The following is a 21945-nucleotide window of genomic DNA, read 5'->3' as shown; positions in this document are numbered from 1 at the left end:
ACTGCGCTCCTGCACTAGACGTCGGAGCAAGGTGGGGACGATGACAGAACACACCAGTACAGGCGCGGGCCACGGCCGGGCCGTTATGCCGATCATCCGGATGCGCGCACGCAGCCGCGACGAGAACCATCGCGCATCGACGCCACTCGAACTGTTCTTCGACCTGTGTTTCGTGGTTGCGGCCGCACAGGCCGGAGTTCAACTGGTGCATGCTGTTGCCGAGGGCCACTACGTCGACGGCATCGCCGGTTATATGTTCGTCTTCTTCGCGCTGTGGTGGGCGTGGGTGAACTTCACCTGGTTCGCGTCTGCCTACGACACGGACGACGTCCCCTACCGGATCGCGACCTTCGTACAGATTTGTGGCGTGCTCGTCTTCGCCGCCGGAATCCCCGATGCGTTCGACGGAACCGACCGTACGACGGCCATCGTCGGCTACCTCATCATGCGAATTGCGCTCACCTGCCAATGGCTTCGAGCCGCCAGCGGTGAATCCGGTGCAGCGCGAACCACTGCTCTGCAATACGCCGCCGGGCTCGTGATCGTCCAGGCCGGCTGGATCGTGCTGCTCCTGATGCCGGCGTCGGCGTGGATTCCGGGCTTCTTCGTTCTCATGCTCGCCGAACTCGCGGTGCCGGCAATCGCCGAGCGCAACCACCAGACGCCGTGGCACCCGCAACACATCGCCGAACGCTACGGCCTCTTCACCATCATCATGCTCGGCGAAACCATTGCTGCCGCCACCATCGCGGTCCAATCCGGCATTCGTGATTTCGACGCCGCCGACCTATTGATTCCGATTGCTGTCGGCGGAGTTCTGATCGTGTTCTCCGCGTTGTGGATCTACTTCGCCGTCCCGATCCACGAGTACCTCGCAGACCAGGGCAATCGCGCCGTCCTGTTGTGGGGATACGGGCACTACTTCGTATTCGGATCCGCTGCGGCCATCGGCGCCGGCATCGAAGTAGCCGTCGAGGAAGCAGTTGGCGAGGCGCACATTTCGACGTTCGCAGCATCTGCCGCGGTCACGATCCCCGCCGCGATGTTCCTGATCTTCGTGTGGCTCATGCACTCACGACACTTCAAGCGTGACAGGATCGAGCAGGCTGTTCTACCGGTGAGCGCAATCCTGGTTCTCGCCTGCACATTTGCCGGACACTGGGCGGTCCCGCTCGCCGGACTGGTGGCGGCGGGAACCGTCGGAGTCGGTGTCGGCCTGAGTACTCGGTCGAAGAGCTGACTCAGATTTCCGGGGCTGGAGCCTCGCCCTTACTCTGCGGCTCGTGTTGCTTGAGCTCACCGCGCATCTTGTCGAGATCCTTGCCACGCTTTTTGTACATATAGCCGAGCGCAACAAGACCCAGGAACAACGCAACGCCCAGGACTGCACCGACAACGGAGGCTCCGCGGAAACCGGGGCCGTCGACGTCGAGGATCCGCTCGCCCGCATGCGCTGCATTGTTGTTGCCGAGAACAACTGTCAGAGAGAGCAGGTTCGGCAGCGCGAAGATCACACCCAACGCGAGAGCCGTGATCTGGATGATTCGAGCATGCTTGCGCTTGCGCACCTGCCAGACCGCTCGGAAGAAGATGAGCGGGACCAGGGTGCAGACGAGACCGAACAGCAGTCCCCACGCGATTCCGGCGCTGAAGCTGCCGTTCGCCAACGACGCAATTCGCTGCGCCCACCAACGCGGAAGGAAGGCGGCAAGGATGAAGTAAGCGATGACCAGGACCACCGCCATCACTGCGATCCCGATGGCCTTCTTCGCCCACGGCGGCATGCCCGGTTTTTCGGTGGCCGGTGAAGTTTCCGGTGTCGTCATGACAAATCCTCGTCTAGTCGGCGTCTGTACTGACGAATCTATCCGTTACGGGCGTTCCTCATCCGCATCGAGAACGATCCGGGCAAGCCGCTTCGGAGCAACGAGGGTGAACGAGGTGTAGATCCACTCCTCCAGTTGCGACCATTTCTCCTCGGAAACGTCGGTGCCGATGTCGAGCGCAACCCACCCGTGTCGACCGAGACCGTAGCCGGCAGCGCTTGCACCTGGTTCGGTGGCCACCACCGCTTCGGCTTCCTCCTTGCTCAACTTGACGGTCAAGGAGGTGGCTTCGACGTTGCAGAACACGAAGTTCTTGCCGCGGACCCGGAAGGTCGGGTGACCGTCCCACGCTTCGATGTCGACGCGCTCCGCCTCCGGCAGGGACAACGAGATCTCTTCGAGTCGACGCATGTTGTCGGGCATGGAGACGATTCTGCACGCTCGATACCGAGCTTGACACCCGCGACACAGCTAGGCTCGGCGACGACCGCGTTACCGAACTCCGAACACAGGGAGAGTGGCATGCGCACGTTAGTTCATCTGGTTCTGCTCATTTGTGGAATCGCCGTTGCCGTCGGCTCGTTCATGTACGTACTGGCCGGGGTCAAACCCAACAATGTTCGCCTCGAGGACCTGCGGGACGGTTTTCCGGCCGGGTGGGCAATCGAGCAACTCGGCGATCAGTCCGTGACCTTCTACCGTTCGATGGCGATACTTCTGCTCGCTGCAGCCGTGTTGATTCTGATCGCCGCTTTGTTCGGTTCTCGTATTTCAGCGTGGATCGGAATCATCGTGGGATTGGGAACTCTGGGCACGTTCTACTACCGAGTGAACGATCAATTCGACAATGTCATCAGGGAAAACTACTCCACGATCCTGACAAATCAGACAGGATTCATCTTGACGGCCGGCGGACTGATTCTCGCTCTTCTAGCGTGTCTGGTCCCCCGCGAGAAGACCCGAGCCTGACCGCTCGGCAACCGGAGGGTTACCGTCGACGCCGACATTCACTAGTGTCTGCAACAGCCGGGTACTGACGAGTAGTACCCCAGAAGAGGTAGGGCATCAATGGCATCGCTTGACGACCTTCTATCCCAGATCCCCATCGACCAGATCGCGCAGCAACTCGGCGTGGACCAGGCAACTGCCGAATCGGCGGTCAAGACTGCACTTCCGACCCTCGTCGGTGGCCTCGGCGCCAACGCTCAGGATCCCGCAGGCGCAGCCTCACTCGAAAGTGCGCTGCAGTCGCACGCTGACACCAGCCTTCTCGACGACGGCGTCGACATCAGCAAAGTCGACACCGCTGACGGTCAGAAGATCGTCTCGAACATCTTCGGCGGCAACACCGATCAAGTCGCCAGCGCACTGGGCGGTGTCGGTGGCGGCGGTGGAAACGATCTGGTGAAGCAGTTGCTGCCGATCCTCGCTCCCATCGTCCTGGCCTACCTCGCCAAGCAGTTCACCGGTGGCGGTGCCGGCGCGCAGACTCAGGCCTCCGGTGGCGGCGGGCTCGGGGATCTCCTCGGCGGAATTCTCGGCGGCGGCGGCAATTCCGGCGGCGGCATCGGCGGCGCACTCGGCGGCATCCTGGGTGGATCCGGTGGCGGCGGCCTCGGAGACCTGCTCGGCGGCCTCCTCGGCGGCGGCAAGAAGTAAGACGCTCGACAGATTCGCACTGCGGCGATCCCGTTCGGGGTCGCCGCAGTGCTCTGTCATTCGACCGTCGAAGATCGAAACATCCTCAGCGACAATGCAAACGCAACCAACAGCAGCGCGCCCACAAAGGCACTGACCCCACCCCAACCGCCGCCCGCGTACGCGAGACCAGCGAGGGCGCCCGCCACGGACGAACCCGCGTAATAGGCAAACAGATACAACGCCGACGCCTCGGCCCGGTGATCGGTCGCGATCAGCCCCACCCAACCGCTGGCCACCGAATGTGCCGCGAAGAATCCTCCGGTGAAGAGCAGCATCCCCACGAGAGTCAACGCCAGATTGTCCGGAACGGTCAGTGCCAGACCGATACCGATGACAACAACCGAGCCGAGCAGAACACTGCGCCTACCCAGCCGGTCCGAGGCCCCGCCGGCTACCGCTGAGGTGAAAGTTCCGGCGAGGTAGAAGAGAAAGACCAGGCCGACAAGTGCTTCAGGAAGTCCGAAAGGAGCTGCCGTGAGCCGAAACCCGAGGAAGTTGTAGATCGAGACGAATCCGCCCATGAGGATGAACCCCAAGGCGAAAAGCGTGCGCAGCGACGGGTTCGCAAGGTGGCGTCGTAGATTCGATGCGATCGCACGCACCGACACCGGCTGCGGGCGAAAGAACTTCGACGCGGGAAGCTTCCGGATCATGTTGAGCGCGAACAACGCTGACAGCAAGGCCGCAGTCACCAATGCCCAGCGCCACGTACTGAAATCGACGACGGCCGACGGAACCAGCCGTCCGATCAGCCCACCGATCGTCGTGCCGGCGACGTACCTTCCCATCGCTGCACCGAGGTCCTTGCGATCGACCTCCTCGGCCAGATAGGCCATCGCCACCGCCGGGACCCCCGCCAGAGCCAAGCCTTGCGCCGCGCGTCCGATCAGCAGAACCTCGATCGTCGGACTGAGCGGCAGAAGCAAACCGATCACACAGGATGCCGACGCCGACGCGATCATCACCCGTGTGCGACCGAACCGCTCGGAGAGCGCACTGGCCGGAATGATCGCCAACGCCAACATGCCCGTCGTCGCCGAGACCGAAAGTGCAGACACCGCGGGCGAGACGTCGAAGCCTTCGGCGAACGCAGGCAGCAATGCCTGTGCCGCGTACATCGAGATGAATGTCGACAGCCCGGCCGCGAACAGCGCAACGGTCACCGTGCGATACCCCGATGTCCCGCGGCGAAGCGGCACCACTTCGGATTCGATCACATTCTCGACAGTCACCACATACCTCCAGGCATCACTTACCTCCGGTAAGAATCCTCCCGCCGAGCTTCGACAAAAGAAAATGCATAAACTTGGAGTACTATATGCGTCAGAGGTATATAGATTGGGTTCGTGATGCTGACCGAAGACCTCGAATGGTTTGTCGTTCTCGCCGAAACCCAACAGGTGACCGCTACCGCAGATCTGACTCACCTGTCGCAGCCGACACTCTCGCGCAAACTTGCACGCCTCGAACGACAGATCGGAGTGACGCTCTTCGACCGTCAGGGACGCCGACTCGAACTGAACCGGTACGGCGAGATCCTCTACCGACACGCTCGCACCGCTCTTCACTCACTCGACGCGGCGCAGAGCGAAATCCAGTCGCTGGCGAGCCCCGAAAGCGGCACGGTCCGGCTCGACTTCCTCCACTCGTTCGGCACCTGGTTGGTGCCGCACATGCTGCGCGGATACCGCGTCGAGCATCCCGGAGTGCGATTCGAACTGCATCAGGACAGTGCGCAGTTCCTGGTCGACAGAATTGCCGCCGGCACGTCCGACCTGGCCGTCGTCTCGCCGCAGCCGCGTGATCCGCAGGTGGCATGGATGCAGATCGCCCAGCAGTCACTGGCATTGGCTGTTCCGGCTGATCATCGCTTTGCGAAGTTGCATTCGGTCGAGCTCGCGGACGCGGCCGACGAACCGTTCATCGGTATGCATCCGAACTTCGGGATGCGAAGAATTCTCGATGAACTGTGCGCGGCCGCAGGATTCACGCCGAATTTCGTCTTCGAGAGCAGCGAGCTGGCAACGGTCGGCGGACTGGTCTCCGCGTCCTTCGGTGTCTCGGTCATGCCGGTTCAGGATCCACCGATCTGGGCCGAAGGAGTCGTCTACGTACCGATCGAAGGAGCACAGCGAAAAATAGGGCTGATCTGGTCGAAGAGCCGCGAGCTGTCCGATCCCGCCCGGACGTTCCGCGACTACGTCGAAAGAACGACTTGGTAGTGAAAGTGCCCCCGGATAACTACGGATCGGTAACATCCCTCGAGGGGAGCAATTTTCATGCCATTCTTTTCAAACCTACGGTGCCGTAGGCTGGGGCGAAGTCGCGCATTCACTCAACATGGAGGCAAGAAATGACGAGGATTCTGACGCAGCTGGAGCTGCTACAAGAGCTGCAGCCGGTTGCCGAGGAGAACGTCAACCGCCACATCTCCATGGCCAAGGAATGGCATCCACACGACTACGTTCCGTGGGACGAGGGTCGTAACTTCGCAGCCATGGGCGGCGAAGACTGGAGCCTCGAGCAGTCACAGCTCGGCGAGGTAGCTCGCGCCGCGATGATCACCAACCTGCTCACCGAGGACAACCTGCCCTCGTACCACCGCGAGATCGCCGAGAACTTTTCGCAGGACGGCGCCTGGGGAACGTGGGTCGGCCGGTGGACCGCCGAGGAGAACCGTCACGGCATCGTGATGCGTGACTACCTCGTCGTCACGCGCGCAGTCGACCCCGTCGAGCTCGAGCGCTTCCGCATGGAACACATGACAAACGGTTACAGCGCACCCATCGACGAGGGCGACGCCGGCCTGCTGCACTCGGTCGCCTACGTGACCTTCCAGGAACTCGCGACGCGCGTCAGCCACCGCAACACCGGCAAGGCTTGCGACGAGCCGATTGCCGACAAGATGCTTCAGCGCATCGCCGCTGATGAGAACCTGCACATGATCTTCTACCGCAACATCTGCGCCGCCGCGCTCGATCTTGCTCCCGATCAGGCTCTCAAGGCTGTGGCGAACATCGTCCAGAACTTCCAGATGCCGGGCGCCGGCATGCCGAACTTCCGTCGTAACGGCGCTCTCATGGCCAAGCACGGCATCTACGACCTTCGCCAGCACCTCGACGAGGTCGTCTGGCCCGTCTTGCGCAAGTGGAACATCTTCGAGCGCAACGATTTCAGTGCCGAAGGCGAGAACACGCGCGAAGAGTTGGCGGCCTTCCTCGAGACCCTCGCCGCCAACGCGACGAAGTTCGAGGAACAGCGCGATCGCATGCTCGCACGCGAAGCCGCCAAGCGCGAACAGCAGGCTTCTTAGTTTCACCAGCTATTCTGTGCCCGGTACCGGATTCGGTACCGGGCACTTCCAATTGTCACAAGTATTTGTTCAGAGGTAGACATGTCATCCCTACGTATCGGTTCACTCGAGCTGCACAGCCCCGTGGTCCTCGCCCCTATGGCGGGTGTCACCAACGTCGCCTTCCGCACGCTGTGCCGTGAACTCGAACTCGAACGTGCAGGCAGCACGTCCGGCCTCTACGTCTGCGAGATGGTCACGGCACGTGCGCTCGTCGAGCGCCAGCCGGCCACGATGCACATGACCACGTTCGGCCCGACCGAAACGCCCCGGTCGCTGCAGCTGTACACAGTCGACCCGGATACGACCTACGCCGCGGCGAAGATGATCGTCGACGAGAACATGGCCGATCACATCGACATGAACTTCGGCTGCCCCGTCCCGAAGGTGACCCGCAAGGGCGGTGGCTCCGCGCTGCCGTACAAGCGTCGGCTGTTCGGACAGATCGTCGCGGCTGCTGTGCGCGCGACCGAGGGCACCGATATTCCGGTCACTGTGAAGATGCGCGTCGGCATCGACCCCGAACATCACACGCACCTCGACGCCGGCCGGATCGCCGCAGCTGAAGGCGCTGCTGCCGTCGCACTTCACGCACGTACCGCGTCGCAGCGCTACTCCGGCACTGCTGACTGGAACGAGATCACGCGTCTCAAGGAACACGTCACCGACGTTCCGATCCTCGGCAACGGTGACATCTTCGATGCTTCGGATGCTGCCCGGATGATGAACGAGACCGGCTGCGACGGCGTCGTCGTCGGACGTGGCTGCCTCGGACGGCCATGGCTGTTCGCGGAACTCAGCGCAGCTCTCAACGGACAACAGATCGCCACGCCGCCGACGCTCGGCGAAGTCACCAAGATCATCGCCCGTCACGCCCAGCTGCTCGCCGCACACCACGGTGAGATGAAGGGCTTGCGCGAACTTCGCAAGCACGTCTCCTGGTACATGCGTGGGTTCCCGGTCGGATCGGATCTGCGGGTCTCGATGGCGTTGGTCAGCACGTTGTCCGAACTGGACGACCTGCTCGGACAGCTCGATCACGACGTCCCGTTCCCCAAGGATGCCGAAGGTCCGCGGGGTCGCCAAGGCTCGCCCGGTCAGGTAGCACTTCCGGAAGGTTGGCTCGACGATCCCGAGGACGATCTTGTGCCGGTGGGGGCTGACATGATGCACTCCGGTGGCTAGCGAGAACACGCCGTCGGATTACTCTGATCACTTTCTGAGTGAAGCACTCAGGATTCACCAGTAATATGGCTCCAGCTTCGTCGACAACCGGTTGACGCCGGCATCTGAATGACGAGTTACTGACAGTCGACGACGGGACAGGTTGCATCGGTGGGTGATGATCACGATTCGGGCCCACCTCCGCCCGAGAGCCGCGCCCCCTGGGAACGTCCGCTCGCAGACAAGCGGTTCCGCAACGCCCGCCCGGACCAACCGGCAGCTCCCCAGCGTCCTGCCACACCCCAGCGACCAGCACCGCAACCACCCAGTCCCCCGGAGCGTCGCAGCAGTGGACGGACCGGCCGCCGGGATTCGCCTCCGACCGACGACTCTGTTTCGGTCGCCGAGTTGGTCCGTCGGGTAGGCGACAAGAAGCCGCCACCTGCCCCGGCTGCGCCGCCCAAGCCGGCGCCGACCAAATCCGTGCCACCCAGGACTCCACCTCCATCAGCGTCCGCGCCGCCCCCGGCCCGGCCGATTCCCGCGCGTCCGACAGTCCCGCCCGCCGCTGCGGACTGGATCACCGAAGAACATCCCGTGACCTCCGCAGTGCCGCGGGTAGTCGGTGACACCGGCGCTACCCGTCTGGCACAAAGCAAGATTCGCCGCCGCCATCGCGCAAAAGTGATCGGCCGATCGGCAGTAGCGTTCCTGGCCGTCATGTCTCTCGCGTTGACCGGCGTCGTCTGGGGTTATCTGCGGTCGGTCGAAGGCGGTTTCGATCAGATTGCGGCACTCGACACCGAGTCCGACGACATCATCGACGCCGGCGGCCAGCTCGGCGACGAGACGTACTTGATCATCGGCACCGATACCCGCGCCGGTGCGAGCGGTGAGATCGGCGCCGGAACCGTCGAAGACGCCGAAGGCGCCCGAGCCGACACGGTCATGCTGGTGAACATTCCCGCCGACCGAAGCCGCGTCGTCGCCGTCTCCTTCCCGCGTGACCTCGACGTCGAACGTCCGATCTGCCAGGGCTGGGACAACGACGCCGGCAAGTACACCAGCGAAACCTTCCCGGCCGCCAGTGGCGACAAGCTCAATGCGACGTACGCACTCGGTGGTCCCAAGTGCCTGGTCAAGGTCATCCAGAAGATGTCCGGCCTGAAAATCGGGCACTTCGTCGGAATGGACTTCGCCGGTTTCGAGCGCATGGTCGACACCGTCGGCGGCGTGAACGTCTGCTCCCCCGGACCGATCGAAGACGGCATCCTCGGAACCGTCCTCGCATCCGGCGGAACGCAGATGCTCGACGGCCGTACCGCCCTCAACTATGTGCGTGCGCGCCACGTCGAAGCCGAGGGTAACGGCGACTACGGACGCATCACCCGTCAGCAGAAGTTCCTGTCGGCGCTGCTCCGCTCGGCCCTGTCCAACCAGGTCCTCCTGAATCCGAGCAAGCTCAACGGATTCATCAACGCCTTCACCAGCGACACGTTCGTCGAGAACATCGACACGAAGTCGCTGGTCACCCTCGGCCGTTCGCTTCAGAACGTCGACGCGGGCGCGGTCACGTTCTTGACGGTCCCCACGGACGGCACCAACGACTGGGGCAACGAGATTCCTCGCACCGACGAGATCAAGTCCCTCTTCCAGGCGATCATCGACGACGAACCGCTTCCGGGTGAAGAGCGCGAGGACACCACACCGTCGTCGACCAGTTCCACGACAACCCCTCCTACGTCCAGCACGCCGCCCGCCGCCACTTCCGTCGAAGCGATGAGTGCCTACAACATCTCGGTCGACGTCTCCAACGCGTCGGGAATCGCCGGGCAGGCCGCGACGATCGCCGACAGCCTCGCTGCCTACGGTTTCCAGATCTCCACGGTCGGCAACTTCAGCGCAGCCACCGGCCTGGCGAATGCTCAAGCCTCGACCACCGTCGTGCGTTACGCAGCAGGTTACGAGGCTGAAGCGGTCACTGTCGCGTCGTCGATTCCCGGTGCGGTTCTCGTTCTCGCTCCGAGCATGGGAGACATGATCGAGGTCGTCGTCGGAAGCAATTTCGCCGGCACCGTCGTCGCCCCCGCGGACCCGGGGACCATCCTGGCGGCAAATCCGACATCGGTCGACACCAGCACCTCGACGGCTCTGCCCGCCGACATCGCCAGCGTCAACGCAGGCGACACCACCTGCGACTGACACGCGTTCATTCACCTTGCGTTCACCTGGTGCTTGTGACTTGGTCTTTCACGGCACGTAGGCTCTGACCTCATGCGCGTGGCTTACAACGAACAGATGACCGAGCTTGCAGACACGCTCGGCGAGATGGCAGGACTGGCAGGTGCCGCTATGGAGCGCGCCACCCAGTCCCTGCTCCAGGCAGACCTGTCCCTGGCAGAACAAGTAATCGGCGAACACGACAAGATCACCGAACTCAGCACCATTTGCGAGGAGCGCGCGTTTGCGCTGCTCGCCCTGCAGGCTCCCGTTGCCGGAGATCTGCGCTCGGTGGTCAGTGGAATCCAGATCGTCGCCGACATCGACCGCATGGGTGCACTCGCCCTGCACGTCGCGAAGATCGCGCGCCGCCGACATCCCAACCACGTGCTTCCCGAAGAGGTCAACGGCTACTTCGCCGAGATGGGACGCATCGCTGTCTCCATCGGTGCGGCCGCCAAGGTCGTCCTCGAGACCCGCGACCCCGAGCGCGCTGCCCGCCTGCGCGAAGAAGACGAAGCGATGGACGACCTCCACCGCCACCTCTTCACCGTCCTCATGGACCGCGAGTGGAAGCACGGCGTTGCCGCCGCAGTCGACGTCACGCTGCTCGGCCGCTTCTACGAGCGGTTCGCCGACCACGCCGTCGAGGTCGGCCGACGCGTCATCTTCCTGGTGACCGGCAAGCTGCCCGAAGAGCCGGAAACCACCGAGAAGGTCGACAACCTCACCTCGTACCCGGATCTCTGAACCCAACCGTCCACGTGAGTAAAAGGCGGCCGCGCACTTGCGCGGCCGCCTTTCCTATTCAGTTCTCGTGTAACCAGGTCTTCAACGTGGGTCCTGCAGTTGTGGATCCCGGCCCGGGCAGCAGCGCCCCACCCTTCATCGCCTTACCCGCTCCCGGCATCGAGATCGGGATCAGCCACTTGCGCCGGCCACGGTATTTCAAAATCTCACGCGTCATGGCCGGGATCTCGAGGACCTCAGGCCCGGCGAGATCTGGAGCCCTCCCGGTCGGACCGTTCTGAGCGCATGTCACCAGAGCCTCGGCGACGGTCTTCGCCGCTATCGGTTGGGAGCGCATCCGGGGAACCATCGCGACCGGCCCCAGTCCGAAGAGCGCGATGGTCTTCTCGCCGAACTCGAACCACTGAGTGGATCGCAGGATCGTGAAGGGAATGCCCGACGCTTCCACCGCGCGTTCCTGCGCGGCCTTTCCCTGGTAGTACCCGAAGGACTTCAACTGCGGATCGTCGCAGTTCACGATCGAGAGCAGCACGTGATGCTTCACGCCTGCTCTGGCTTCGGCCGCGGCGATGTTCTTCGCTGCCGTCTCGAAGAACTCGATCGCCTTCTTGGCACTGTTGGTGACGTGATCACTCACGTCGATGACAACGTCGGCACCGACAAATGCTTCGTCCAACCCCGCACCCGTGGAGATGTCGACTCCCGTCGATCGAGCGGCGGCGACGACGTCATGGCCCCCGATTTTCGCCTGCTCGACGACCAGCTTTCCCATCTGGCCGGTTCCGCCCAGAACAACAATCTGCATGATGCCTCCGTCAAACCCGTGCGCCCGGCTCTCTTCGGCCTGGTCACATACTGGACGACGCAGCCTCCCGAAGTGTGACGGTCGGGCGAATCAGTCGCTGTACTTCTGCGAAACCCGCCCACGCCAATGCGACCAGATCGGATCCAACGCTGCGCTCGCCTCGTGTGCGTGATCGGCCACGGCCCGTGCCAGCATCCCTGCTCCCGCCAGCGGCGTCACGTGCCCTTCGACGTCGTCGGAAGTCTTGATCCCCAACAGCATGGTCGTACCAAGCACGCGATGGCCACCGAGAATTCCCGGCAGCGAACGGCCCGGCACGCTACGCAGGTCGAGTGTTTCCACGAGCAGCGCGTCACCGTCGACGGTAATGCGCTGATCCGAGCGAAGGGCACCGCCGGTTTCGCCGGTCCGGCCGAACACGATCATCTCGTCGAGCAGCGCAACCGCATCGGATTCCAGTGAAATATCCACGCGCCTGGTCACATCCGCGCCGCCCGCGACGACAAACGGTGCCGCGCGCCAGATCAGCGCCGCACCGGCGCCGACGCTCGCCGAAGCCGACCACGACGCCCGGCCGCCACGCGCGTTGTACGCGACGGTCCCCGACGGCTCGATCACCTCGAGGCACGTACCCGGAGCGACTACGAATTCGATACGCAGGTCGTCGCCGGCCAGCAGCGTTGCACTGTGCCCTACCAAGGCAATTCGCACGGTGAGCCCGCGAGCGTCGACGAACCGCGGGGCCAGGAAGTCGCCCGAGATCAGCTCTCGCGCAACAGCGGTGTCACCCACTCTCTCGACGACGACCCGCGTAGCTCCGGTGCGCATCAGTGAGCGTGAGAGTGGCTGTGCCCGTGACCGTGTCCGTGGTCTTCTTCATCGGCATGGAAGTGCGGCGCCATCGGCCCCGGATCCTGCGGGGTGTGACTACCCGCACGGTGAGCTGCGATGACCTGGCGAAGCCACGCACTGAGCTGGTCGATCGTCGCGTGATCCTTCTGGCTGAGCGCGAGAACGGGAAGTCCGTCTCGCGCGGCCGTGGCATCGGCAACCATCTGGACCGCGTCGACGTCGACGTACGGGGCCAGGTCGATCTTGTTGACCACCAACAGATCTGCCCGCTCAATTCCGGGACCACCCTTACGTGCGACGTCTCCGCCGCCCGCGACGTCGATGCAGAAGATCTGGGCGTCGACCAGTGCCGGGCTGAACGTGGCGGTCAGGTTGTCACCGCCGCTTTCCACGATCACCATGTCGAGGGGATGGAACTGACGCTCGAGGTCTTCGACCGCAATGAGGTTCGGCGTCACGTCGTCACGGATGGCCGTGTGTGGGCACGCGCCGGTCTCGACTGCGACGATGCGCTCGATCGGAAGTACGTTGGCCGCGCGCAACAGTCGCGCGTCCTCGTCGGTGTAGATGTCGTTGGTGACCACCGCGATCTCGTACTCCGACGCGAGCTCGCGGCAGATGGTGGCGATGAGGGTACTTTTGCCTGTGCCGACGGGGCCGGCAACGCCGAGCCTCAAACCTCTTGCAGCAGTGGTGGTGTTGTTCAGGTTGTCAAGCACGGAAAATCCTCCTGGATCGAGCGTGGTGTTCGAGTGACCATTGTTCGACCAACGGTCCTGTTGTTGCGGGTATATCTGTGACGCCCTCGACTGCTACGGCAGCCGCGGCGACGGTTTCGATGGTCGGGGCTGCTCGGAGCAACCATTCGACCGGTTCTGCCGGATCCACCGGCAGTAGCTTCAGTGCCGCCGACGCCACCGTTTGAGCGTCGTCGTACAAACAAGATCTGGCTGCCTGCAGGTCGTCCATCCCGGAGATCGCCGTGAAGACTCCCAACGCGAGCGGACGCATCGGATGCCCAGGCAGCGCCATGAGCATCTGCACCGCGGGGTGCTGCGGCCACAATCGCGACGCCAGCCTGGCCAGTCCACGCCCGAGCTGAATCGACGCCTCACGCAGCGGCGCGCTGGGCGTCCGAGCGAGCAGTTCCCTCGAGATGTCCTCGAGTTCGCCTGCACTACCGGCACTTACGGCCCAGCGGCGCGTGACCACCGTTGCAGCGGCCTCGACAAGTCCCACTGTTTCGAGTCGACCGCGAATGAAGTCGGGGACCTGACTCTGTAGGAGTCCGCCCGCCAGTGCCGGTTCCAACCCCGACGAGTGCGCGTGACCGCCGGTAGGCAGACGCCCGTCTGCCAAGAGCATCGATGCTATCTCGGCAGACGCCATCTCGATTGACATGGTTTCAGAACAGCATGTAGCGCTGAGCCATCGGCACTACGTCAACGGGGTTGGGCGCGATCAGGTCGCCGTTGACCTTGATGGCAAACGTCTCCGGATCGACGTCGATGGACGGCAGTGCCGTGTTGTTCGGCATATCCGCCTTGGTGAGGTGCCGCGTCGGACGAACACCGGTAAGGGTGCGCGTGAGACCGAGACGACCGGCCAGACCGTCCTCGATCGCCATCGGCGAGACGAACGTCGTGGACAGGTGCGGGGCTGATCCCGGAGTTGCCGCGATGGCCGGCCGAACGAACACCGGCTGCGGGGTCGGGATAGCAGCGTTCGGATCACCCAGCGGCGCAGCAACTATCGCCCCACCCTTGATCACGGCAGAAGGACGGACACCGAAGAACGCGGGATCCCACAGCACCAGGTCCGCCATCTTCCCGGCCTCGACCGATCCGATCTCGTGATCGATACCGTGAGCCACCGCGGGGCAGATCGTGTACTTGGCGACGTAACGGCGCGCACGCTCGTTGTCGGCCGGCATGCTGGTACCCAGCTTGCCGTACTGGGCCTTCATGACGTGGGCGACCTGCCATGTCCGCAGGGTCACCTCACCGATACGGCCCATCGCCTGGGCGTCGGACGAGGTGATGGAGATGGCACCGATGTCGTGCAGAAAGTCTTCCGCTGCAATAGTTGTCGGCCGGATCCGTGACTCGGCAAAGGCAAGATCCTCCGGAACCCGGGGATTGAGCGCATGACACACGATGAGCATGTCGAGGTGCTCGGCAACCGTGTTTACGGTGTGCGGCAACGTCGGATTGGTCGATGCCGGAAGAACGTTCGGCTCACCTGCCGTCACGATGATGTCCGGAGCGTGCCCGCCGCCGGCGCCTTCCGCATGGAACACGTGGATCCCGCGTCCGGCGATCGCGTCCAAAGTGTGCTGTACGTAGCCGGTTTCGTTGAGGCTGTCGGCGTGCAGCGCCACCTGGAGCCCGAACTCGTCAGCTGCTCGCAGAGCTGCGTCGATTGCGGCCGGAGTGGAACCCCAGTCCTCGTGGACCTTGAATCCACCTGCGCCGGCGAGAGCTTCCTGACGCATGGCCTCATGGCTGACGGTGCTGCCCTTGCCGAGGAGAAGAACGTTGAGCGGGATGTGGTCGAGGGCCCGGTGCATCATCGTCAGCGACCAGGCGCCGGGCGTGACGGTGGTTGCCTTGCTTCCCTCGGTTGGGCCCGTTCCGCCGCCCGCCACCGTCGTCGTACCGGTCGCGAGCGCTTCCATCATCTCGATTTCACTGAGGAAGTGCACGTGAGTGTCGATCGCACCCGCGGTGAGGATCTTCCCCTCGCCGGCGATCACGTCGGTGCTCGGCCCGATGAGCAACTTGGGGTGCACGCCATCCATGATGTCGGGGTTACCGGACTTGCCGATCGCAACGATGCGTCCGTCGCGAATTCCGACGTCTGCCCGGACGATTCCCCAGTGATCGAGGATCACCGTGTTGGTGATGACGACGTCGAGAGCGCCCTGATCGCGAGTGGTCAGGCCCTGGCCCATCGACTCGCGGATGCTCTTGCCGCCGCCGAAGACCATCTCGTCGCCGGTCGCGGTGTAGTCGTGCTCGATCTCGATCCACAGATCTGTGTCGGCCAAACGGATCTGGTCGCCAGCGGTCGGGCCGTACAAGGAGGCGTAACCGCGTCGATCGATCCTGCTCATTCGGCTGTCCTCTCAACTGGCGTCGCGGCGTCATCCGGTGAATCCGCTTCGACTGGAACATCACTCACACGAACGTTCACCGAGGACGCTCGCAAAGGTTCTTCGACCTCGACACCGGGCGTGCCGAACGGCATCACGGTCTTGGGCTCACGCGCATGCGTCGGTAGGTCTTCGTCCGGCACGATCTGCAGGCCCGGAACCCTTTTGAGTCCGCCGAGCGCGATCAGTGTCACCGTCCTGCTTACCCCGGGTTCGAACCGAACCGACGTTCCCGAGGGGATGTCGAGCCGGAAGCCGTCTGCCGCTTCGCGATCGAAGGTCAGCGCCGGGTTGGCCGCTGGAAGGTGGAGATGTGAACCGATCTGAATGGGGCGGTCGCCGTCGTTGACGACGACCATCGTGATCTTTTCCGCGTCAGTACCGAACTCGAGCGGTTCGGTGGACACACGTACCTCACCGGGGATCATCGAATGGGCTCCGTCACGGTGACCAGCTTGCGACCGTCCGGGAAAGTGGCCTCCACCTGGACATTTGCAATCATCTCGGGTACCCCTTCCATCACGTCGTCGCGGGTGAGCACTTGCCGACCGGCGTTCATCAGTTCCGCAACCGTCATTCCGTCACGCGCACGCTCGAGAATCCAACACGAGATCAGGGCCATCGCTTCGGGGTAGTTCAGCAGTACCCCGCGCTCGCGGCGGTCGCGGGCGACCATGCCCGCAACGCTCAGGAGGAGCTTTTCGGTATCTGAAGGGGTGAGGTGCACTGACAAGCCCTTCCGGTTGTGAAACGACATCGATCGACAGCGTGCTGTCGGGCCGAGATTAGCATTGCCCGAAGCGTCGTCAGTATCCACGAGATTCACATCGGCGGCTACTTCAGCGCCCACTCGGCGCACTTACGCTGCTCATCGAATTATTCGGGCGCCCAACGACGCTCAGCTCTGCGCCCCGGAGTGGGAACTATCACCACAACCAAAAAGTTTCACCCCCGTCTCCTGTTGGAAACGGGGGTGAAACATCATCGTGCAGTGTGCAATCCCAGGGGCTATCCGAAGCGGCCGGAGATATAGTCCTCGGTGGCCTTCTGCGTCGGGTTCGAGAAGATCTTCTCGGTGTCGTCGATCTCGACGAGCTGCCCGGGCTTACCGGTTGCCTCGAGGTTGAAGAATGCCGTCTGGTCACTCACACGCGCAGCCTGCTGCATGTTGTGCGTGACGATGACGATCGTGAAGTCCTTCTTCAGCTCGGTGATCAGGTCCTCGATCGCGAGAGTCGAGATCGGGTCGAGCGCGGAGCACGGCTCGTCCATGAGCAGAACGTCGGGCGAGACCGCGATGGCACGCGCGATGCACAGACGCTGCTGCTGACCGCCTGAGAGGCCGCCACCGGGCTTGTCGAGGCGATCCTTGACCTCGGTCCACAGGTTGGCACCGCGCAGCGAACGCTCGGCCACCTCGTCGAGCTTCTTCTTGCTGCGCTCGCCCTGCAACTTCAAGCCCGCGACGACGTTGTCCTTGATGGACATGGTCGGGAAGGGGTTGGGTCGCTGGAACACCATGCCGATGGTCTTGCGGACGCCGACAGGATCGACGTTCGAGCCGTAGATGTCCTCGCCGTCGAGCAGGACCGAACCCTCGACGCGCGCACCGGGAATGACTTCGTGCATGCGGTTGAGTGAACGGAGAACGGTGGACTTGCCGCAACCGGACGGGCCGATGAAGGCGGTGACGCTCCGGGGCGGGACGGACAGGCCCACATCGGCGACGGCGTGGAACTTGCCGTAGTAGATGTTGACGTCCTTGAGATCCAGACGCTTGGCCATTACCGGCTCCCTACTGAGTTGTTGACGCTGTTGAGTACGAACATGTTCCGAGGCCGCATCACTTGCTTCTGACCTGTGAGAAGTGACCGATCAGCTTCGCGACGATGTTGAGGATCGCGATCAGCAGGATCAGGGTCAGTGCTGCGCCCCAGATGCGGTTGGTGCCGGCGTCGGTGGGGTTGTTCATCTCGGCGACCATGACGGAAGGCAGAGTGCCCATTTCGCCGTTGAACAGGTCGAAGTTGATGAACGGCGCGTAGCCGACGAGGATCAGCAGCGGCGCGGTCTCACCGAGCACGCGGGCCAGAGCCAGCATGACGCCGGTGATGATGCCGGGAAGCGCCGTCGGCAGAACGATTTTCGAGATGGTCTTCCACTTCGGCACACCGAGCGCGTACGACGCCTCGCGCAGATCCATCGGGACGATGCGCAGCATTTCCTCGGTGGAGCGGATGACGACCGGGACCATGAGAAGGACCAGAGCCAGCGACACGGCGAACGCGGACTTGGGGAAGCCGAAGGTCGCGATCCACAGTGCGTAGATGAACAGCGCGGCCACGATCGACGGAACACCGCTGAGGATGTCGACCATGAACGTGGTGAGCTTGCCCAGCTTCGACTTCCGGTCGGCGTACTCCACCAGGTAGATCGCGACGAAGATACCGAGCGGGATGGAGAAGACCGCACACACGATGCCTTGCAGCAGGGTGCCGATCAATGCGTGATAGATACCGCCGCCGTCGGCCGACGCCGTCAATCCGCTCAGTGAGTTGGTGAACCACGTGGGCGACGTCAGAGCGGGCAGGCCCTTGGCGATGACCGTGAAGAGCACCCAGACCAACGGGATGAGCGCGATGACGACTGCCAAGCTCACCAGGATGGTCGCGATGACGTCCTTGGCACGACGACGGGCGCCGACGCCTTGGAAAGTGGGGGCCTTGACCGGCCGGTCCAGAGTGGAGGTCATGGGTCAGTCCTTCTTTCCGGCGATCACTGCGCGGGCAGCCGCGTTGACGACGAAGGTCAGTACGAACAGCACCAGTCCGGCCGCGATGTACGCGCCTGCCTGGATGTCGTTGTTGAACTCCGCGTAGCCGAGGGCGATCTTGGAGGCGATGGTCGAGCCGCCGTCGAACAGCGACCAGCCGAAGGCCTGAGAGGTGGTGCGCAGGATCAGGTACAGCGCCATCGTCTCGCCGAGTGCGCGTCCGAGACCGAGCATCGAGCCGCTGATGTAGCCGGACTTACCGAACGGGATGACCGTGGTGCGCACAACTTCCCAGCGCGTGGCGCCGAGAGCGAGTGCAGCTTCGATCTGTGAGCGCGGGGTCTGGATGAACACCTCGCGGGTCACTGCGGTGATGACCGGAAGGATCATCACGGCGAGGACGATGCCTGCGGTGAAGATGGTGCCGCCGCCGGTGATCGATCCGCTGCCGTCGGCGAAGAGCGGGAACCAGCCGAGTGTGTCGTTGAGCCACACCGCGACCGGGGTGATCGCCGGAGCGAACACGAGAAGTCCCCACAGGCCGTAGACGATGGACGGCACGGCCGCGAGAAGGTCGATCGTGTACGACAGTGGCCGCGTGAGCCACTTGGGTGAGTACGAAGTCAGGAAGATCGCGATGCCCAGTGCGATCGGCATCGCGAGCACCAGTGCGAACAGCGAGACCAACACCGTGACCTGGAAAAGATCGAGGACACCGAACGCCATCGCGTTGATGTTCTGCGTCACCCATTCACGGCTGGTCAGGAAGTTGACCTGGTTCCGGCTCAAAGCAGGAACAGCACGCCAGATCAGGAACGCGCCGATCGCCGCGATGACAACCGTGATGAAGATTGCCGAACCGGAAGCGAGCGAGCTGAAGATGCGGTCACCCGGACGGGTCACCGTCTTGCTGTTGCCGCTTCCCGGACCGTCACCCTTCGGAGGATGCTCGGTTTCTGGAGCCTTGGTGGAAGTAATCGTGTCCTCCGTGGTGCCGTTCGGACCGCCCACCCCGGCCCCGCTGGTTGCGGGGCCGGGAGAACGAGATGTCGAGGTGATGGGCGCGTCACTCATGTGCGCTCACTTCCTTCACGTCTGAATGTAGATCCATGAGCTTGTCCGCACGAGTCTCTAGGTCAGCTGATTGCCGTGATGGACGCGTTGAGGCGATCCTGGACGTTGGCCGGCAGCGGGACGTAACCCTGCTCGGCCAGGTTGGCCTGACCCTCGTTGGCCGCGCTCGTCAGGAACGACTTCACTGCTGCGGTGGTGTCCGCGTCGTAGCCCTTGGAGCAGACGATCGAGTACGTGGCGAGAACCAGCGGGTATGCGCCGGCTTCGTTGGTCTTGAAGATCGACGCGAGGTCGAGCGTCAGGTCGCCGGTTGCGTCGGACTTGAACTTCGCGCCTGCGATCGACTTTGCGGCCGAGTCGTTGGTCAGTGCGACTGCCTCGGAGCCGGTGTTGATTTCTGCAACCGAGAGCTTGTTCTGATCGGCGAACGACTTCTCGACGTAGGTGATCGAACCCGGTGCCGTGGCAACTGCCTGTGCAACGCCCGCCGAACCCTTGGCGCCCTCACCGACGCCACCGGTGAAGTCGGACCCTGCGCCCGACGTCCAAGCACCGTTCGATGCCGCGTCGAGGTACTTCTGGAAGTTGTCGGTGGTGCCCGAGGAATCGGAGCGGATCACGGTGGTGATCTTCTCGTCGGGAAGCGAAGCACCGGAGTTGAGCGCGGCGATTGCCGGATCGTTCCACTTGGTGATGCCACCGTTGAAGATCTTCGCGAGAACCTCTGCGTTGAGAACGAGCTTGTCGACGCCGTCGAGGTTGTATGCAACCGCGATCGGGCCGAAGACGAGGGGAAGGTTCCAGGCTTCGCCGCCGACGCAACGCTCCTTGGCCTTGTCGGCCTGCTCGTCCTTGATGGCCGAGTCGGAGCCGGCGAAGTCGATCTGGCCGGCGATGAACTGCGTGCGACCGTCGCCCGAACCGCTGGGGTTGTAGGCGACGTTGACGGTCTTGCCCTTTTCCTGGCACACGGAGATGTAGGTGGCGACGAACTGGTCCATGGCATTCTTCTGTGCCGAGGAACCAGCGGCAGAGAGGTTGCTCTTGCCTTCGCACGTTGCGTTCGATGCGGACGCGTCCACACCCGTCGACGACGAGTTGTTGTCGCTGCCACATGCGGCCAAGGTCATGGCGCCCACGGCCACTACACCGAGCAGGGCACCACTGCGCTTGAGATTCACCAAGATCCTCCGGAAATCGCTACCGCCACGCCCACGATCGGGCGGCGACATGAGATGCAAAATGATTGAAATCTGCATCAGGCAACACGGCGCTGCCCACAGAGAAAAGTAGGCGGGCGCGGTGTCCGGTTGGACCACACATGGTTAACAGAGAATGAACAGACTGGACATTTCTGCGTGTTCGACTGTGACGTCAGAGCGCGCGAGCGTAAGCCATGTCCACGTGGAACCGATCGAAGCCGAGTCGCTCGTACGTGTGGAGGGCGGCAGTGTTGTCACCTTCGACGTACAGAAGGACCGTTCCGAGGCCGCGATCTCGCAGGTAATGCATGCCTGCGAGCGTCAGCACTCGGCCGAGACCACGTCCCTGCGCCGCGGGATCGATACCCACGACGTACACCTCCCCCAACTCCGGATCGTCACCTTCGGGTGCGTGCACCTTGGTCCAGTGAAAGCCGAGAAGAGTATCGGGATCGGTGTCCGCGAACGCCATGAACAGACCGGCCGGGTCGAACCAGCCTTCGGCCGTTCTCTCGTCGATCTCCGCCTGGGTCCAGCCACCCTGCTCGGGATGCCAGGAGAAGGCCGCATTGTTGACGCGAAGGATCTCGGAATCGTCTTCGGGCCCACGGTACGTCCGCATCGTTATACCTTCGGGCACAACGATTTCCGGAAGCTGCGGAGCATCGAGCGGTCGACGCAGCTGGAGGAGTTCACGAACGCTGACCAGATCGAGGCTCTTGGCGAATTCCACTGCGGCGTCGATGTTTCCGTGCGCCCAGACTCGCGTGCCCGGCCGACCTTCGTCGAATACCGCTGCGGCAAGCCTGGTTCCGATACCGCGGCGCCGCGCCTGCGGGTCGACCACCAACTCGGCCATGTCGGGATGCTCGTCCGAACCGGCTTGCAGCTGTGCATAACCGACGACCGTATCGCCGTCGAGTTCGAGAAAGTGTCGTGCTGCGCCGCGCCCGGCAACGGCATGGCGCCCCTGTTCCGACACGGGCGCCTTGCCGTCGAACTCGGTTGCGCGATCGAGAAGCGCGGAAACCTGCTCGGCGGATCCGGCCGGCAGTGAATCTGTCCAACCCAC

The 21945-nt window shown here is 63.3% G+C and carries 24 protein-coding genes; 8 read left to right on the top strand and 16 right to left on the bottom strand.

The genetic code is table 11. The annotated features are described in order from the left end of the window. Nucleotides 1-40 precede the first annotated feature (40 nt). Complete coding sequence (locus tag QM596_RS05800; RefSeq protein WP_283308354.1) at nucleotides 41-1240, top strand: low temperature requirement protein A; 1200 nt, start codon at nucleotides 41-43, stop codon at nucleotides 1238-1240. A gap of 1 nt (nucleotide 1241) precedes the next feature. On the opposite strand, the gene QM596_RS05795 is transcribed toward QM596_RS05800, so the two are convergent. After that, on the bottom strand, nucleotides 1242-1826 hold the full coding sequence (locus QM596_RS05795; protein WP_019745075.1) for a hypothetical protein: 585 nt from the start codon (nucleotides 1824-1826) through the stop codon (nucleotides 1242-1244). A gap of 45 nt (nucleotides 1827-1871) precedes the next feature. Then, the gene (locus tag QM596_RS05790; protein WP_007733864.1) at nucleotides 1872-2249 is read right to left on the bottom strand and encodes an MmcQ/YjbR family DNA-binding protein; all 378 of its coding nucleotides are present in this window, start codon (nucleotides 2247-2249) and stop codon (nucleotides 1872-1874) included. A gap of 99 nt (nucleotides 2250-2348) precedes the next feature. Between QM596_RS05790 and QM596_RS05785 the strand changes: the two genes are divergently transcribed. Both QM596_RS05785 and QM596_RS05780 read left to right on the top strand, forming a co-directional pair. Further along, complete coding sequence (locus tag QM596_RS05785; RefSeq protein WP_020970602.1) at nucleotides 2349-2795, top strand: hypothetical protein; 447 nt, start codon at nucleotides 2349-2351, stop codon at nucleotides 2793-2795. Nucleotides 2796-2894: 99 nt separating this feature from the next. Beyond that, entirely contained in the window at nucleotides 2895-3485 is a 591-nt protein-coding gene (locus tag QM596_RS05780) for a DUF937 domain-containing protein (protein WP_003940105.1), read from the top strand. Between the two features lie 56 nt (nucleotides 3486-3541). Here the strand turns inward: QM596_RS05780 and QM596_RS05775 are convergent, their stop codons facing one another. Next, complete coding sequence (locus tag QM596_RS05775; RefSeq protein WP_041816176.1) at nucleotides 3542-4759, bottom strand: MFS transporter; 1218 nt, start codon at nucleotides 4757-4759, stop codon at nucleotides 3542-3544. A 114-nt stretch (nucleotides 4760-4873) separates the two neighbouring features. Here QM596_RS05775 and QM596_RS05770 point away from each other — a divergent pair, with 114 nt between their 5' ends. From QM596_RS05770 to dusB, 3 genes are all read left to right on the top strand, one after another. Further along, nucleotides 4874-5749: a LysR family transcriptional regulator gene (locus QM596_RS05770; protein ID WP_021332119.1), complete on the top strand. Its 876-nt coding sequence runs from the start codon at nucleotides 4874-4876 to the stop codon at nucleotides 5747-5749. 131 nt (nucleotides 5750-5880) lie between these two features. Then, nucleotides 5881-6840 (top strand): acyl-ACP desaturase, encoded by a 960-nt coding sequence (locus QM596_RS05765; RefSeq protein ID WP_003940492.1) that lies wholly within the window; start codon nucleotides 5881-5883, stop codon nucleotides 6838-6840. A gap of 81 nt (nucleotides 6841-6921) precedes the next feature. Next, nucleotides 6922-8064, top strand: a complete 1143-nt coding sequence (gene dusB, locus QM596_RS05760) for a tRNA dihydrouridine synthase DusB (RefSeq protein WP_003939756.1) — start codon at nucleotides 6922-6924, stop codon at nucleotides 8062-8064. Nucleotides 8065-8225: 161 nt separating this feature from the next. Here the strand turns inward: dusB and QM596_RS05755 are convergent, their stop codons facing one another. Further along, on the bottom strand, nucleotides 8226-8627 hold the full coding sequence (locus QM596_RS05755) for a hypothetical protein (protein ID WP_153211714.1): 402 nt from the start codon (nucleotides 8625-8627) through the stop codon (nucleotides 8226-8228). 25 nt (nucleotides 8628-8652) lie between these two features. On the opposite strand from QM596_RS05755, the gene QM596_RS05750 reads away from it, so the two are divergent. Together QM596_RS05750 and phoU are read left to right on the top strand one after the other, a co-directional pair. After that, nucleotides 8653-10245 carry an LCP family protein gene (locus tag QM596_RS05750; protein ID WP_020908919.1) on the top strand — a complete coding sequence of 531 codons (1593 nt, stop codon included), beginning with the start codon at nucleotides 8653-8655 and terminating at the stop codon, nucleotides 10243-10245. A gap of 72 nt (nucleotides 10246-10317) precedes the next feature. Next, nucleotides 10318-11013 (top strand): phosphate signaling complex protein PhoU, encoded by a 696-nt coding sequence (gene phoU / locus QM596_RS05745; RefSeq protein ID WP_003940130.1) that lies wholly within the window; start codon nucleotides 10318-10320, stop codon nucleotides 11011-11013. Between the two features lie 58 nt (nucleotides 11014-11071). Here phoU and QM596_RS05740 read toward each other — a convergent pair whose 3' ends face one another. From QM596_RS05740 to mshD, 12 genes are all read right to left on the bottom strand, one after another. Beyond that, nucleotides 11072-11818 carry an SDR family oxidoreductase gene (locus tag QM596_RS05740; RefSeq protein ID WP_020970607.1) on the bottom strand — a complete coding sequence of 249 codons (747 nt, stop codon included), beginning with the start codon at nucleotides 11816-11818 and terminating at the stop codon, nucleotides 11072-11074. A 90-nt stretch (nucleotides 11819-11908) separates the two neighbouring features. Then, nucleotides 11909-12646 (bottom strand): urease accessory protein UreD, encoded by a 738-nt coding sequence (locus QM596_RS05735; protein ID WP_283308353.1) that lies wholly within the window; start codon nucleotides 12644-12646, stop codon nucleotides 11909-11911. Continuing rightward, complete coding sequence (gene ureG / locus QM596_RS05730; protein WP_020908922.1) at nucleotides 12646-13389, bottom strand: urease accessory protein UreG; 744 nt, start codon at nucleotides 13387-13389, stop codon at nucleotides 12646-12648. The genes QM596_RS05735 and ureG overlap by 1 nt, the downstream gene beginning before the upstream one ends. Then, nucleotides 13382-14071 carry an urease accessory protein UreF gene (locus tag QM596_RS05725; RefSeq protein WP_283308351.1) on the bottom strand — a complete coding sequence of 230 codons (690 nt, stop codon included), beginning with the start codon at nucleotides 14069-14071 and terminating at the stop codon, nucleotides 13382-13384. The genes ureG and QM596_RS05725 overlap by 8 nt, the downstream gene beginning before the upstream one ends. A 4-nt stretch (nucleotides 14072-14075) precedes the next feature. After that, nucleotides 14076-15785, bottom strand: a complete 1710-nt coding sequence (locus QM596_RS05720) for an urease subunit alpha (RefSeq protein WP_019745084.1) — start codon at nucleotides 15783-15785, stop codon at nucleotides 14076-14078. After that, the gene (gene ureB / locus QM596_RS29695; RefSeq protein ID WP_020908924.1) at nucleotides 15782-16252 is read right to left on the bottom strand and encodes an urease subunit beta; all 471 of its coding nucleotides are present in this window, start codon (nucleotides 16250-16252) and stop codon (nucleotides 15782-15784) included. Before ureB ends, QM596_RS05720 begins: the two co-directional genes overlap by 4 nt. Then, nucleotides 16249-16551 carry an urease subunit gamma gene (gene ureA, locus QM596_RS05710; RefSeq protein WP_003939800.1) on the bottom strand — a complete coding sequence of 101 codons (303 nt, stop codon included), beginning with the start codon at nucleotides 16549-16551 and terminating at the stop codon, nucleotides 16249-16251. The genes ureB and ureA overlap by 4 nt, the downstream gene beginning before the upstream one ends. Nucleotides 16552-16832: 281 nt before the next feature. Beyond that, nucleotides 16833-17609, bottom strand: a complete 777-nt coding sequence (gene pstB / locus QM596_RS05705; protein WP_019745087.1) for a phosphate ABC transporter ATP-binding protein PstB — start codon at nucleotides 17607-17609, stop codon at nucleotides 16833-16835. 58 nt (nucleotides 17610-17667) lie between these two features. After that, entirely contained in the window at nucleotides 17668-18576 is a 909-nt protein-coding gene (gene pstA, locus QM596_RS05700; protein WP_003940100.1) for a phosphate ABC transporter permease PstA, read from the bottom strand. 3 nt (nucleotides 18577-18579) lie between these two features. Further along, nucleotides 18580-19671 carry a phosphate ABC transporter permease subunit PstC gene (pstC, locus tag QM596_RS05695; RefSeq protein WP_007733846.1) on the bottom strand — a complete coding sequence of 364 codons (1092 nt, stop codon included), beginning with the start codon at nucleotides 19669-19671 and terminating at the stop codon, nucleotides 18580-18582. 62 nt (nucleotides 19672-19733) lie between these two features. Beyond that, on the bottom strand, nucleotides 19734-20852 hold the full coding sequence (gene pstS, locus QM596_RS05690; RefSeq protein WP_019745088.1) for a phosphate ABC transporter substrate-binding protein PstS: 1119 nt from the start codon (nucleotides 20850-20852) through the stop codon (nucleotides 19734-19736). A 193-nt stretch (nucleotides 20853-21045) separates the two neighbouring features. Then, nucleotides 21046-21945: a mycothiol synthase gene (gene mshD, locus QM596_RS05685; protein ID WP_256063126.1), complete on the bottom strand. Its 900-nt coding sequence runs from the start codon at nucleotides 21943-21945 to the stop codon at nucleotides 21046-21048.

It is taken from the genome of Rhodococcus sp. IEGM 1406, from assembly GCF_030056745.1.
GTDB lineage: Bacteria > Actinomycetota > Actinomycetes > Mycobacteriales > Mycobacteriaceae > Rhodococcus_F > Rhodococcus_F erythropolis.
The sequence above is the reverse complement of the archived record's forward strand: the minus strand, read 5'-3'. Positions and strand labels throughout refer to the sequence as shown.

Coding starts and splice junctions, on each gene's coding strand:
- QM596_RS05800 (WP_283308354.1), top strand. CDS start 41: ATGACAGAACACACCAGTACAGGCGCGGGCCACGGCCGGGCCGTTATG.
- QM596_RS05795 (WP_019745075.1), bottom strand. CDS start 1,826: ATGACGACACCGGAAACTTCACCGGCCACCGAAAAACCGGGCATGCCG.
- QM596_RS05790 (WP_007733864.1), bottom strand. CDS start 2,249: ATGCCCGACAACATGCGTCGACTCGAAGAGATCTCGTTGTCCCTGCCG.
- QM596_RS05785 (WP_020970602.1), top strand. CDS start 2,349: ATGCGCACGTTAGTTCATCTGGTTCTGCTCATTTGTGGAATCGCCGTT.
- QM596_RS05780 (WP_003940105.1), top strand. CDS start 2,895: ATGGCATCGCTTGACGACCTTCTATCCCAGATCCCCATCGACCAGATC.
- QM596_RS05765 (WP_003940492.1), top strand. CDS start 5,881: ATGACGAGGATTCTGACGCAGCTGGAGCTGCTACAAGAGCTGCAGCCG.
- dusB (WP_003939756.1), top strand. CDS start 6,922: ATGTCATCCCTACGTATCGGTTCACTCGAGCTGCACAGCCCCGTGGTC.
- phoU (WP_003940130.1), top strand. CDS start 10,318: ATGCGCGTGGCTTACAACGAACAGATGACCGAGCTTGCAGACACGCTC.
- QM596_RS05740 (WP_020970607.1), bottom strand. CDS start 11,818: ATGCAGATTGTTGTTCTGGGCGGAACCGGCCAGATGGGAAAGCTGGTC.
- QM596_RS05735 (WP_283308353.1), bottom strand. CDS start 12,646: ATGCGCACCGGAGCTACGCGGGTCGTCGTCGAGAGAGTGGGTGACACC.
- QM596_RS05725 (WP_283308351.1), bottom strand. CDS start 14,071: ATGTCAATCGAGATGGCGTCTGCCGAGATAGCATCGATGCTCTTGGCA.
- QM596_RS05720 (WP_019745084.1), bottom strand. CDS start 15,785: ATGAGCAGGATCGATCGACGCGGTTACGCCTCCTTGTACGGCCCGACC.
- ureB (WP_020908924.1), bottom strand. CDS start 16,252: ATGATCCCCGGTGAGGTACGTGTGTCCACCGAACCGCTCGAGTTCGGT.
- pstB (WP_019745087.1), bottom strand. CDS start 17,609: ATGGCCAAGCGTCTGGATCTCAAGGACGTCAACATCTACTACGGCAAG.
- pstA (WP_003940100.1), bottom strand. CDS start 18,576: ATGACCTCCACTCTGGACCGGCCGGTCAAGGCCCCCACTTTCCAAGGC.
- pstC (WP_007733846.1), bottom strand. CDS start 19,671: ATGAGTGACGCGCCCATCACCTCGACATCTCGTTCTCCCGGCCCCGCA.